The organism is Streptomyces sp. NPDC048257, assembly GCF_043201855.1.
In the GTDB taxonomy this organism is placed as follows: Bacteria; Actinomycetota; Actinomycetes; order Streptomycetales; family Streptomycetaceae; genus Streptomyces.
The window spans coordinates 206098-218985 of record NZ_JBICZI010000010.1 but is presented as its reverse complement, the minus strand read 5'-3'; the positions used below and the strand labels follow the sequence as shown (position 1 = coordinate 218985).

Sequence of the window (12888 nt, the reverse complement as noted above, 5' to 3'; positions counted from 1 at the left end):
CTTGACGCGTAGCGGCCCACTCGGCAGGAGCCGGGCCGCCGCCCGCGCCGGCGATTCGACATCAGCAGCGGAACTCTTCCATGACGGTGACGGTTGCCAGCCACCTCGTGGGCGGGCCCGGAGCCGCTGAATTCGCCGCGCGGTTGAGCGGAAGTGTGGCGCGCCGCATCGACCGTCTCGAAGAATCGGCTGACGCGATCGACTTCGCGTTCAGCACCGCTGTCCCGGCCCTCCAGGCCCACTGCGTGCCGAACCGGAAGCGAACACCCTCGAGTCGTGGCAAGCCACGGTCAACGCGATGCAGGTGGGCTCGGCGCTGTTCGCCGTGACCGGCACGGGCGAAGGGACCGTGGTGCACCGTGGTGCACCCACCGCCCGAGGAGGAATTTCCCGCCATCGCAGCAGGGCCTGGTAGCCCTCCAGCCACACCGGCGACTCCGGGCGGTAGACCCGGGTGCGCAGGAACGCGTAAACGGACGCGGGGTCCCGGGGGGTGGAAAAGTGCAGCAGCGCCGACTCGCCCGGCGTCCCCTCTTCCTGGCCCGTGCCGGTCACCGTGCTGTCGGCACTGGTGGCGATTGATCCGGCCGTCGGCGTCGCGGACCAGGTGGTGTGGCTTGGCTCGTGACTGGCGGGTCAGGGCTCGGGAGGCGAGCTGCTCGACCAGGCGCTCAGCATGTGAGCGCAGGCCTACGGCGACCAGCGGCGCCTACGAGGCGGAAGCGAACCATGTCCTGGGGGTCCTCGCCGGGGGCGCGGAAGACCGGGACGATGATCCGGGCGACTTCGGGGGTGCCGTGGGGGTTCGGGCGCAGGGCCCGGACGACGTTCTGCAGATCTCGACCTGGGAGCCGCGGGTGTCCGCGAAGCAGAACGCCTCCCCCGCTCGCCGACGATGTCCACGCCTTCAAGGAGGACGCGCACGAAGGCGAGGAACGTGCGGTGCACCCGCCGGCCGCCGGCGTCGATGCCGTTCGCGAACTGCCGCAGCCCCTCGCGTCGCTCGGCGACAAGGTGGTCGCCGCGCAGCCACGCCGACCCCACCCGGTCCGCCGGGACGTGGCGCCCGGTCTCCAGCTCGTACGGCGTTCCGTGAAGACAATCCGATCCACCGTCGAATACGAGAATTCGCGTCCACCTGGTGCTCGCGGAGTCGGTGATCGACATCCTTAACCTCTCAGCTCTCTCTTACCAGACCTGTATGCGGGCGGAGTGGATCCTGTTCTCGTTGCGACACTCAAAAGCCCTCTACCGAGGGGCGATTGACCGATAAGAGATGGTCAGGGAGGGTCCAGTGCAGGAAAATAGGAGGCATGGCCGAAGACTTCTGCGAAGTGATGCTCCTTCCCGCATCCCAGTGCGACCACTGCCGGACGGCACGATCGGAACTGCCTCGCAGGGTCTACATCACCAAAGGCGGGAGCGTATATCACCGGACACCCAACTGTGAAGGAATCAAAGATGGACAGCGGTACGCCCGCTGGAGGGGAGACGAGACCCATGACGTCCAATCCGTCCCGCGCAGCGATGTCCAGGGCCAGCGCGGAGCCTGCGAGATCTGCCGCCCCGACCTGATCTCTCAGCGCCCCCCTGGTGGACACAGATGATCTCGCGCGGAATCGCACCCCCTCGCGCATACGCGCATTCGCTTTGACCTGGTGTTGCCGACGCTGAATCATCGGTGCTTCCGATCTTCCCGTGCAGTTCGGGAGGCGATGCCCTGCCCGGGCCTGTGCCACCAGCCGTGTTCGCTTGGGCCGACGATGCCCGTCCGATCTGCCGGGCGAGGTACTCCGCCCGCTCTCCATCGAAAGGGTGGACGTACACGGTGTAGTTGGCGGGTCGGTTCGTGGGTGGCGTCGATGTTGAAGGACGCCTGTATGCCTGTACGCCTGTACGCCTGTACGTGCGTGCTCGGGTTCCGAGGTCGAGTTCGGGTACCGCGGGCCAGTTGAGTGACATCCAGGAGATCTGTCCCCTACGCAGTACGTCGCAGCCCTTTCCGGCAGGTCGCTCTCCACAGGCTCCTCGACTGCTGGGTGTCGTGTGGTGTGCACTGGTGTGCGTTAGGGGTTTTCACTGGTGGTGGGCGTGGCGGGCTTGAGTGCCGCGTGGCCGGAGTGTCGTTTTTCGGTGGAGGTTGGTTGTCGTCCATGCAGGCCTGAGGCGTGGTGCCAGATGGTGTGACGGGGTCTCGCGCGGAGGGTTTCGCTGTCGGGTACGCCCGCCTGGGTGGGTCGAACGCTCCGGCGTGTTAGCGGATCTTCAAAGTCTCAGGCTTGGCGAAGCGGAACTCCGGCCCGTGCTTCGGCGGCCGGCCGCCTTTCGGGTCATGGACGCGCGGCGGCTTCGGCAGCGGCATCACACGGTCGCCGCGGACGCGGCCGACCAGCTCGCCAGGCAGGTCCTGCAGGACCCAGGCCAGGCGGGTGACGTCGTAGCCGGCGTCGGTCACGATGGTGATGTCCGGCTCGCCCGGCGCCCACTGGCCTGCCGCGACGATCCGTTCGACGACATCGCGGAGCTGGGCGGCGCTGACCGTGGTGGCATCGTCGGCTGGGCCAAGCCTGACCGCGTCCAGAATCTGTGTCCAGGACGTGGCACCCATCTCCAGCACCGCGACGAATGAGTACGGCTGGCCCGGCCGTAGACGTGGCAGAACTGCCGCTCCGGCGAACGCGGCGCGTCTGACCGCAGCCACGGCGAGACGTCTACCGCCGGCACCAGGCGTGCGTCCGGGAAGCGGGGCAGCGGCAGGCCGGCCAGCAGCGACCGCAGCCGGCCGCTGTCGATCCGGCCCTGGTTGAGGCCGTCGTACATAGCGCCATGCCCACGCCGGTGCTCGGGCAGCAACGTCAGCTCCACCGCCGAGTGCACCGCACCCGGAGCACACAGCACCGCGTCCACCAGCTCGAACAGCTCGTCGCCCCGCACGGTCAGACACGCGTACAACTCGTTCCGGAAGCTTGAGGCTTCCGCGAACGCTTCCCGTACAGCAGCATCAGGCAGCAGACTCACCCTCACGGCCTTCGTCATGGTCACGTGCACCTTGGCCGGAGCACATGATCAGACGAAGGCCGTCCCAGCATCCGGCGAATGCCCAGCTGGGCTACCCATCGATACGCCGTTCGAAGTCAGTCAGGCAGCGCCACGGTGAGATCCACCTCGACGAGCTGTCCGGGAAAGCCCAGCTGGGCAACGCCCAAGAGTGTGCTGGCGGTGGTGAACGCCGGCCCCAGGGCAGACTCGGTGAGCCGACGCCATGCGACTCCGAGCATGTCCCTCTCGTCGCTCCGCACGTAGATCACTGACCGCACCACGTGTTGCGGCTGGGCACTCGCCGCGGCCAGGGCAGTGAGCGCGTTCGCGACCACTTGGTCGACCTGCGTCTCGAGGGAACCGGCACCGACGAGGTCACCGTTCCGATCAAGCGGGCACTGTCCCGCCAGGTAGGCCGTACGCCCTGCCTCTACCACCGTGATGTGGTGGTAGCCGGGCGTCTCATGCAGCTGCTCGGGGTTGATGCGGGTGATCTTCATGTCCGCGAGTCTGCCTAGCGTGGTGCCGAAACGCACCGCAATTTCCCCACCGGCAAGCACTCCGCAGCAACCTGAGGTTAAAGAACAAGCCAAGGGCTGTCCCATAATCACCTGGTCGTCACTGAGTGGCGACGCGTAGGTCCCGGATGTACCAGTCGAACCGTGTGCCGTCCTTGCTGTGCGTCTGCTTGCCGGGGGCGAACCCTGCCCGCTGCGCGACTGAGGCAGATGCAGGATTCCCCGGCTCCACCTGGATCACTGCCGCCTCCCCGCCCTCGCTCGCCGCGTACTGGGACGCCAAGAGCACCGCGCGGGTAGCCAGGCCACGCCCCCTCCAGGAGGGATAGAGGCCGTAGGCGACATTCACCTGACCGGGAGCCAAACCCTCGCCTGCGAACCGCAAGTCGACCGTCCCTGCAAGTGCCTCGTCGGCTCCCACCCGAATGCCGAAAGCGCGGAGTGGCCCAGCGGATTCCCACTGTTCCTGACAGTGCCGGACGTACGCTTCAACGCCCTCGCGCGTGCCGGGACCGCCGTTGAGCCAGCGGACGAGCAACTCATCCTCCCCCGTGAGGTGCGCCTCCACATCGTCCAGGCGCAGCGCGGACAGAGTGGTGATCCCGTCGGACAGCTTCACTTCATTCATCCGGCAATTCTTGACGCCAGAACCGTGTCACACCATCGGATTCCGAGGGCCTCACACGGAGCCACCCGTCACAGGGGATGACCTTGGTGTGACTGGTGTGATCACGGCGTCGGAGCCGTCTTGTATAGCCCCCTTCACCGGGCTGAGCCCGCGCTGCTTCAGCAAGCTGCTGACCGCACTGCGACGGGAGGGGGCTGATCCGGTGCGCAAGGGCCGGCCATGAGGCTTTGTCCTGGAGGACCGGATACTGGTGGTCGCCGCGTATCGGCGAACGAACCTGACACTGCGCCAGCTGGCCCCGCTCTTCGGCATATCGAAGTCGGCCGCCGACCGCATCGTCAACGACGTCGGCCCGCGCCTGGCCGGCACCACAGGCGTCCGCAAGGACACCGTCCTGATCGTGGACGGCACCCCGGTGCCCACCCGCGACCACAACGTCGCCGAGCAGTCGAAGAACTACTCGTCGTCGCAGTCGGCCGGCCTCTGCCGGGAAACCGCAACGACTGTGAGGCATGGGAACTGTCCGGAACCAAGGCGGCCGTCGGATGGGCCACGGTGATCGCCGACGGCGGCTACCGGGGCACCGGCCTGATCATCCCGCACCGCCGCCAACGCGGCCAGGCCGAGCTGCCCACGCCATGTTGGCATCGCCCGCCTCACAACCTCACCCTCGCCGGATAACGGAGAGACGAGCTGGTCATCGAGCACGCCATAGATCATTTACGGGACAGCCCTCAGCAGGGGCCGACCTTCCAGTAGTACTCCACGATGTCCTCCCGGTACTCCCGGTCGCCACGGTGCTGGCCGGGCAGGAACTGAGGCGCGTCTTCCACCTGCCCCCTGCTCAGGCTCAGATGGAGGGTGCGCCTGGCACGGTCGATCCCCGTCACTGCGCCCGCCGGGATCAGCAGCTTCCCGAAGATCCATCCGCCCGAGTCCACCACCAGGAACGCGTTGCCCGTCTCGTCGGAGTGCTCGTCCACTTCGCCAATGTGGCCATCAGCGGCCTCGACCCGCCATCCGGTCAGGTCAATGCCGGCCAGCTGACCGCACGACGGGCCAAAGCTCCACGGGTCCTCCGCCATCGCCGATACTCCTCTGCTTCTCGAAACCCTCGCCGCCGGTGTCCTGTGACAGCATCCGATGCGTTGGCTCCTCAGCGGGCCAGGAACTCCTCGAGGAGCTTGTCGAGGTCGAGGGACTCCTCGCCTTCGCCAACAACGGCGTACGTCCGATCCAGGAACCCTTTCAGCGCGCCGGCATCCGCAAAGAGCACCGCATGTCCTTCTCGGCCATCACCATGATTTCGCAAGCCGATACGGACTTCGTCGCCGCCTGACCCCCTATGGGGGCGGAAGGTGACGTCGCCTTCACCCACCTGCCGACGCACCCCCTCGGTCAGCATCTGCCGGTCGAACTGCCAGGAAGCCAGGAGGGCCAGACGGTCGAAAAAGTCCGCCTGTACCGCGTATGGATTGTCAGCGGAGTACGAAAACCGGGCGAGGAGCGGGACAGCACCCTCCCCCGTCTCGAGACGGACAGCGATCAGACTGGACATGCAGGACATGAGGGAGGCCTCCGAAATAGGCGGTACACCGCGCCCCTCGTGTGCCCTCTCCCGCCGTACTCACTCCGGAGCGAGGGACCGGATCGCCGAGCTCCCGAGTGTGAGAGTGGGGACCACCCATGAGGAAACCTGGTGGCCGCACTGGCCACGGCTACGTTGACCTTCCCCGGCGACGAATTCGAGGCGGACAGCCGGCCGGCTCTGGTCGGCGAACGGCCGGGGGCCCGCGCGCCGGGTGCCGGCGCCCGTGCCGCTGGTCAATCAACGGCTCGCCAGGCGGGCTCGAGGCGGTCGAGCAGTGTCTGGAAGGCTGCTGTCGCCCGGTCCCAGTCGTCGTCGGCGAGTGCCGCGTGGAGCAGTCCGAGGGTGGCGTCGACCAGGAGACTGGCCTCGACGAGGGCCCTCGACCCGGACATTCCGAGGTCGGTGAAGGCGGCGGTGAGCAGAGTCCTCCATTCGTGGAGCACGTCGCGCATGACGGGGCCGTATCGGCTGGGGTGGAGCACGCTGGCCGTCATCACCTCGAAGGTGACGGGGAGGACGTTACGGCGCTCCGGGGCCATGAACTGGTTCCACAGCTCTTCCATGACGAGCCGCATGGCCGCGGCATTCCCAGGGGCTCCTGCGCTGTCGAGTGCCTTGCGCACGAGCAACACGGGCCTCCCCTCGTCCTGGGCCAGTGCTTCGGCGACCAGCCGGTCTTTGCTGCCGAAGTAGTAGAGGAGCATGCGGTCGCTGGTACCCAGTGCTTTGGCGAGGGGGCGGAGGGACAGGCCCGCCAGCCCGTTCCGGATCACGTACTCGCGGACCCGGCGCAGCAGGTCTGCCCGTTTGCCCAGGTCAGCCGGTCGTGCCATGACAGTCACCCCTCTCTGCACCGCCACCCCGCATGTCCTATATCGGGAGGTATTTACTGTAGCAACCGCTACGTGTATATTTGTTGTAGCGAGTGCTACATGAACGGCCGGGGCACCGGCAGGCGGGGAACCGCCACCAAGCCGAGCGAATGGAGTGATCAGCATGGCCGCCCAGGGCGTCGGCCTCCGTGGAACCCGCCAGAACGGCCGGCCCGGCGGGCTCCGCATCTGCCGGCCTGCCTGCCGGGGCGGGTCCGTCCGGCCTGGTTCCGCGCGTGGCGGGCAGTGGCTGGACGGTCGCGGGCGTACCTCCTGGGTCGCCCGGCAGATGGCGCTGTGGTTGCGGGCGCTCACCCCGTACGGTGCCTCGGCGATTTGTGCCGGCATGCGGGGCGCGTCCTGGCCCGTGGCTCGTGAATCGGCTTCGGTGGGCCATGCCCGGCGCGTCGTGACGGCCCAGTTGTCCTCTTGGGGACTTCACGCAGTAGCCGACACGACCCGGCTCCTGGTCAGCGAACTCGTCACCAACGCCTTGCGTCATGCTCACGGCCCGATCCGGGTCAATGTGTGCGTGCACGGCGCGGTCCTGCGCTGCGAGGTGGAGGACGCCAGCCCGATTGGCCCCGTCCCCCGCACCGCCGGCATCGATGCCGAAAGCGGACGGGGCATCGAACTCGTCGGCGCCCTGGCCCAGGACTGGGGCAGCGATCGCACGACCACCGGCAAATCGACGTGGTTCGAACTGGCCATCCCCGGTCACGACCAGTCGTATCCGGCGCCGACGATGTGACGCAGCACCGCTCACCGGCTTGCGCGGACGCGACCTCCCCACGATCACTGACCGGATAGACCTCATTGCAAGTCCGAGACAAGTCCGAGACGCCGGTTTTGAACCGTTTTACATCGTGTTCGCGCCATAAGGCCATGACTCCGTATAACGGACAGCCATCTGCATGGCTCCACCCATGGGAGAGCACCTGCGCGCCCGTGGCAGCCGAAGGAGACAGATCGATCATTGCGGACGGACAGCACCACGGCGGCCCACTGCTGGTCGGTGCCCCACCGGCGCGGGGCGAGGGCGCCGTGCCGGGGGCAGGAGTGAACGGGTCCTGTCGCTGCCGAGCCGGACGAGCGCCCTCAGCGGTTACGCAGCCTGTGCACGCGTCCGCGGCAGGAAGATCGAGTTTGCTTCCTCCGCCGGCCCGTAGGACGCTCAGCAGTTGGACCGTCCGCAGCCTCGCCCGTTCGACGAGCACGCCGCAAGGGCTGTGGTTTGCATTGCAGGGCCGCGTCGAGCCCGGGGCGTGACGGGGGAGGCGTGCATACGGCCGTCTCGGGCCGTCGGCGCCGTGGCCCTGGTGGTGACCTGTTGGAGGAACACATGGAAAACACTGAGCCCCAGCGGCGATCGCACTCTGGTGAGGGGGGTCCGGGGGAGGTCCTGGACGGTCTGCGCGAACGCGGGTTCGCCCGCTACGGCGCTGAGCAACTCGGTATTCCGGCCGGCTCCGCTGCGAGTGACTTGGCCATGATCCGGGAAGTCTTCGCGGCTCTGCCGCCCGATCCGTACGCTCCGGGAACGAATCGGTTCCGCCGGTACTCCCATGCCGTCTATCTGCCGTGGAAGGACGAACTGTCCTGGATTCCCGGAAGCCCTGACCCCGTACACGGTACGGTCACCGACTTCTCCCAGGGCGAGGACGGGCCTGAGAACCCGCGGACGCGGCGCGTGCTCCCCGACATCCCCGAGGCGCTGCGCGGCAACGCTCTGCTGTTGCGACTCCTGCGCTGGGACATCGAGCAGGTCCTGTCCCTGAAGAATCTGGGGAGACGGCCGCTGTGGGCTGGTGTCCACCTGATCCGGCTCGGCGTCGACCGTCCCGGCCAGGACGCCGTTTCTTCTCCGAACTGCTTGCACCAGGACGGCGGTTCGGCCAGCACGTTCACTTTCGCCCACCTGATCAGCCGTACCAACGTCGCCGGCGGGGAGAACGTCATCGCCACGCCGGGCAGCGCAGGCCTCCAGCCCGAGGACCCGTGGGCGGACATCCACGCCGACTTCACCCTCGCCGACCCACTGGATGGCTACGCCGTCCACGACCACAGAGTCAGCCACTACGTCGGCCCGGTCCGCACGGGCTCCGAGCCGGGGCCTGGCGAACGGTCCATCCTCATCGTCGGCCTCGCCCCGTACGTCCCCCAGCTGTGACACCGGCACCACCCGCGCCCGCCGCACACGCCAATACGCGGCGCCGTCCCCGACCAGCTACGTGGGCGGCCCCTTCGGCGGCCGCCTGGACGCGGCGAGTCCTTCCTGTTCCTCCGCGGTGGGCAGGGCCTTCTCGGCCCGGCCGAGTCCGCCGCGTAGTGATGCGGTCAGCGGCGCAAACCCGGACGAGGTCGTCCAGCGCTGCACTGTTTCTTGATCGGGGGTGAGCCAGCTGCCGTCGCCGAGCGGTACGGCGATGGGCTGGAGTGTGCCTGGGCCGAGGCGGAGGTGGGTGCCTTGCTCCGCCCACTGTTCCCCGCCCGTCACGACCAGGATTCGGTTGTCGACGAAGCCCGGGTTGTAACCGACAAAGGGCCGCTCGTCGGGCAGTAGGTTGCTGGCTTCGATCATGACGTCGTCAGCGCCGTCCTGCGTGCGGCACGAGGCCGACGTAGGGTTCTCCGGCGGTGCCCGCCGCACGGATGTCGAGCCCCCGGCCGTGCAGGTGACCAGGAGGCAGCGGGCGCCGTCCTGGCCCATGGAGGCGGTGAGCAGGAAAGGACGGCAGGACGTGCTCTGCGAGCACCTCTCCGCTGGCCGGGCCGAGAACGCGGCAACTGTCGGCCGCGTAAGACCCTTCGGGTCCGAGAGGTCGGAGCCCGGAGAGACGCTGGCCGACCACTGGGATACCGGCCGGACCGCGGTCCTCGACGTATGCGCGGATTGCTGGGGCGACGTTCCCCGCGTCGTTCACCGACCGGGACGCACTCCTGGTCGGCACCGGCCGCTGCGCGCCCACCGACGCGCAGCGGGCCGAACTGCACGCCGCGGCGGTGAGGTTCCCGCTCGCCCTGGGCTGATACGCCCCCGCCGCTCAGGGGCGGGGACTGCGAGCAGCAGGTGCGGTACTGCACGCCCAGGGCCGTACTGGACGGTGCGCAGCTTACCCGTACGGCCCGCAACCAGTCGGCCTGCTTGGCCTGCCCGCTCAAGGGGTGCTGAGCGCCCCCCAGGCGGCCCGGAATCCAGTGCCGCGTCCAGTACCCTGAACGATTCCAACGCCTTCGGAGGAAGTGACCATCTGACCGACTGGCAGGTGGAGGTCGACCACGCCAGCACCTGCGTGTCCGGCCTGCGGCGCTGCGCCCCGGAGTCCGGTGCGAGACCCCGGCGACCGTCACCCGTGTCGTGCGACCAGGCCGGGGCGCTCGTTCCGCTGAACGGATGCAGTCGTCGTGCAACAGGGCATCCGCAGGGATCACAGCGGCCCCATCATGCGTTGAACCGTCAAACGGTGCGCTCCGCGCTGGCGCACCCCGTCGCACCGCTGGCCCCTGGGATGAGGAGGATCGGATGCATGCCGCCGAGGAGAACCGGCAGGAGCTGGACTCGGTCAGCGTCCTGAACGCGAAGAGGACGCTGCTCCAGCTGCTCGGCCGGGCGGGGGTCTCCGCCGACGATGCGGAGGGCCTGATCGCCCTGGTCGAGGCGGGCGCCTTGGCCGGCGCGTGCGAGGAGGTCGGCGCGCTCGGGGGATCCCTACCGGGGGACAAGGGCGAGCCGTACGAGTCGGGCTGGCTGGACGGTGCCCGTGCCGTCACCGACGAGCTCGGCGGGATCGCCGAACGGGCACTGCGGCACACCGTCGACCCTGACGGACCGAGCGCCGCCTCGGCCGCCCGGCCGCCGGTCGGGCGGATGGAGGTGGAGCAGGCGAAGGCGGCGGTCACCCCCCTCTACCTCACCTTCACCGCCGTTTCCGACCTCGACCCCGAGGTCACCGAGGAGGTACTGCGTGCCGTCCTCGGCACGATGACCCCCCGGCAGAGGGCCCGCTACGCCGGCCGGCTGGCGGATTTCGCCGAAGAGCACCGGGCCCGTCTGGAGCGGTTGTACGTGGAGTACGGGCCCGGCAGTGCCACCGCCATCCACGGCCGCTACTCCCTTCTGCACTCCGCCACCAGCGTCGCCGTGCTGGAGCGGCTCGCCACGCAAACGGTCGTACTGCGGGAGGAGTGGGACGCCGCCGAGCTGCCACCCGCCTGGCTGGACGGTCCGCTGACGGCCTGGGACGCGGTCGGCCCCCGCGGCGCCGGCCTCGGCGCTGGTGATGGGCACGTGGGCGAGACGGCCCGGCCGGCGGACGAGCCGAGTCCGAAGGTGAGCTGACGGGCTGTGGCGGTCCCAGTCGAGTGTGGTGAGCGGGAAGTCGTTTTCGCAGGTGCCGGCCACGCAGGCTCAGGCAGACGGTCCGCCTATGGGGGGCGCCCGCTGCGAGCTCAAGGTTCAGGCAGCGTGGGCTCCGGCCACACCCCCGGCCACCCCTGCTGAAGGGTGGTACGCCGGACGGCTCGCCCTGCTCGCCCTGCTCGGCCTGGGCGGCGACGGCGAGTGCACCGGACCGAAACAGCGTCCAGTCCGGTGCACGGCCGAGCCTCCGCGGCAGGCATGGGATCACCCACCGCAGCCGGGGCGAGGTGGTCCGGAGAAACCCGATGGGGGCCGCGTACGGTCCGCCGGGCCGGCGTGTCTATCCGGCCGCGCGGAGTCGGGTGGCGGCCGCCTCCGCCTCCCGTACGACGCGGTTCGTGTCGATGTCCACGAGCCGGCCGTCGAACTTCAGGGGCCGTCCGTCCACGAACACGGCCTCGACGTTCTCGGGCCGCCCGTTGAAGACGGTTTGGCCGACCCAGTCGAAGCGCGGCGCGAAGTTCAGGGCGGCGGGGTCGACGACCACGACGTCGGCACGCTTTCCTGGGGTCAGGGAGCCCGTCCGGTCGCTGATCCCGAGGGCCTCGGCGCCGCCCAGCGTGGCCATCCGCAGGATGTCGTGCACCTGTGGGAAGATCCCGGCCTCCGTCGCGCGGGCGCGCTGCAGGCCGATGGCCGTCTTCATCAGCGCGTGGAAGTCCGAGCTGTCGTTGGTGCCGCCGTCCAGGCCGAGGCCGACCTTGACGCCCCGCCGTCCGAACTCGGACAGCCGCATGATGCCGGAGGCCAGCCGCATGTTGCTGAGCGGGCAGTGGGCCGCACGCACGTCGTGCGCAGCGACGGCGGCGATCTCGTCGTCGGTCAGGTGGATCGCGTGGTTGATCAGGAGCCGCGGACCGAGGGCGCCGATGTCGGCGAGGACCCCGATGGGGTCGTCGGCGCGCTGCTCGGGGCGTTCCAGGACGTGGGAGTTGAGCATGACTCCGAGGTCCTGGGCGGCTTCCCAGTGCGCGTGGTTGAGGTGTTGGACGGCGCGCGCCGCGTGTGTGGCGACCTGGAAGCCGCCGAGCGGAACGGGGTCGACGAGTTCCTTCTTCACCTTCGTGACCAGCGTCGGGTCGGCTTCGGAGGGGAACATCGCGTAGGTGAACCGCACTCCGGTTCCGGCCAGGGCCCGTACGTAGCTCTCGATGAGGTCGTACGAGAAGATGTCCACCCAGTCCACGAGGGTGGTCACCCCCGACTGGACGGCGTCGAGGGCGGCGAGGCGTACGAAGCTGTGCAGGGCCTCGGGGGTGAGCCGGCCCCGCTGGGGGTCGGTACATCGTGTGAACCAGCCGAACAGGTCTCCGTCGGTACAGCCCCCGCGGATCACCGCCTGCCAGAGGTGGGTGTGGGTATCGACGAACCCCGGCATGACCAGCTTCCCCGAAGCGTCCACGATCCAGGTGCCGGGCGGGGGCCGCAGGCCCGTGCCGACGGAGGCGATGGTGCCGTTCCGCATCAGGACGTCGGCGTTCTCGAGGGCGCCGAGGGAGCCGCTGCCGAGGGCCGGGTCCATGGTGAGTACGAGGGAGGCGCCGCGCAGCAGGACCGTCGGGCCGACCGGGACGTGTGGGTAGGTGGGGCGGCTCGGGCGTTCGGGGCGGGTGGTGATGCCGAGGACGAGCGGGGTGGCGGCGGCCAGGCCGAGGCCGGTGAGGATTTCGCGGCGGCTGGGGGCCGGCGACGGGGTGGGGGACGACTGCATGGCGTAGTACCTCCCGAAGGCTCAGAACGGAAGGCCCGCCCGGGCAACGCCGTGTGGGAGCGTCGGGCAGGGGCGGGAGAGCACAGGCAGCATTCCCAGCGAACGGCCA

Annotated in this window: 10 protein-coding genes and 3 pseudogenes; 4 read left to right on the top strand and 9 right to left on the bottom strand. The window is 69.0% G+C overall.

Annotation, left to right across the window (positions count from 1 at the left end; translation table 11 throughout):
• Positions 1-387: 387 nt before the first annotated feature.
• The 4 genes and pseudogenes from ACGFZK_RS21595 to ACGFZK_RS21580 form a co-directional block, all read right to left on the bottom strand.
• Positions 388-1083 (bottom strand): annotated as a pseudogene (locus tag ACGFZK_RS21595) (helicase); the annotation flags it as partial.
• A 1186-nt stretch (positions 1084-2269) separates the two neighbouring features.
• A pseudogene (locus tag ACGFZK_RS21590) lies at positions 2270-3036 on the bottom strand (transposase); the annotation flags it as partial.
• A 98-nt stretch (positions 3037-3134) separates the two neighbouring features.
• A complete protein-coding gene (locus tag ACGFZK_RS21585) occupies positions 3135-3539 on the bottom strand; it encodes a RidA family protein (RefSeq protein WP_393850493.1) in 405 nt (134 codons plus the stop codon).
• Between the two features lie 118 nt (positions 3540-3657).
• Positions 3658-4185, bottom strand: coding sequence for a GNAT family N-acetyltransferase (locus ACGFZK_RS21580; RefSeq protein ID WP_393850492.1), 528 nt, complete (start codon positions 4183-4185; stop codon positions 3658-3660).
• Between the two features lie 88 nt (positions 4186-4273).
• Here ACGFZK_RS21580 and ACGFZK_RS21575 point away from each other — a divergent pair.
• A pseudogene (locus ACGFZK_RS21575) lies at positions 4274-4818 on the top strand (transposase family protein); the annotation flags it as partial.
• A 101-nt stretch (positions 4819-4919) separates the two neighbouring features.
• Here ACGFZK_RS21575 and ACGFZK_RS21570 read toward each other — a convergent pair.
• The 3 genes from ACGFZK_RS21570 to ACGFZK_RS21560 form a co-directional block, all read right to left on the bottom strand.
• Positions 4920-5270 (bottom strand): PRC-barrel domain containing protein, encoded by a 351-nt coding sequence (locus tag ACGFZK_RS21570; RefSeq protein WP_393850491.1) that lies wholly within the window; start codon positions 5268-5270, stop codon positions 4920-4922.
• Positions 5271-5341: 71 nt separating this feature from the next.
• On the bottom strand, positions 5342-5743 hold the full coding sequence (locus tag ACGFZK_RS21565) for an SsgA family sporulation/cell division regulator (protein WP_393850490.1): 402 nt from the start codon (positions 5741-5743) through the stop codon (positions 5342-5344).
• A 266-nt stretch (positions 5744-6009) separates the two neighbouring features.
• The gene (locus ACGFZK_RS21560; protein WP_393850489.1) at positions 6010-6609 is read right to left on the bottom strand and encodes a TetR/AcrR family transcriptional regulator; all 600 of its coding nucleotides are present in this window, start codon (positions 6607-6609) and stop codon (positions 6010-6012) included.
• Positions 6610-6937: 328 nt separating this feature from the next.
• Between ACGFZK_RS21560 and ACGFZK_RS21555 the strand changes: the two genes are divergently transcribed.
• Both ACGFZK_RS21555 and ACGFZK_RS21550 read left to right on the top strand, forming a co-directional pair.
• A complete protein-coding gene (locus ACGFZK_RS21555; protein ID WP_393850488.1) occupies positions 6938-7399 on the top strand; it encodes an ATP-binding protein in 462 nt (153 codons plus the stop codon).
• A 738-nt stretch (positions 7400-8137) separates the two neighbouring features.
• On the top strand, positions 8138-8818 hold the full coding sequence (locus tag ACGFZK_RS21550) for a 2OG-Fe dioxygenase family protein (protein ID WP_393850487.1): 681 nt from the start codon (positions 8138-8140) through the stop codon (positions 8816-8818).
• 57 nt (positions 8819-8875) lie between these two features.
• Here the strand turns inward: ACGFZK_RS21550 and ACGFZK_RS21545 are convergent, their stop codons facing one another.
• On the bottom strand, positions 8876-9229 hold the full coding sequence (locus tag ACGFZK_RS21545; RefSeq protein WP_393850486.1) for a hypothetical protein: 354 nt from the start codon (positions 9227-9229) through the stop codon (positions 8876-8878).
• A gap of 942 nt (positions 9230-10171) precedes the next feature.
• Between ACGFZK_RS21545 and ACGFZK_RS21540 the strand changes: the two genes are divergently transcribed.
• Positions 10172-10987, top strand: coding sequence for a hypothetical protein (locus ACGFZK_RS21540; RefSeq protein ID WP_393850485.1), 816 nt, complete (start codon positions 10172-10174; stop codon positions 10985-10987).
• A gap of 361 nt (positions 10988-11348) precedes the next feature.
• Here ACGFZK_RS21540 and ACGFZK_RS21535 read toward each other — a convergent pair whose 3' ends face one another.
• Positions 11349-12779 carry an amidohydrolase family protein gene (locus ACGFZK_RS21535; RefSeq protein ID WP_393850484.1) on the bottom strand — a complete coding sequence of 477 codons (1431 nt, stop codon included), beginning with the start codon at positions 12777-12779 and terminating at the stop codon, positions 11349-11351.
• Positions 12780-12888 lie beyond the last annotated feature (109 nt).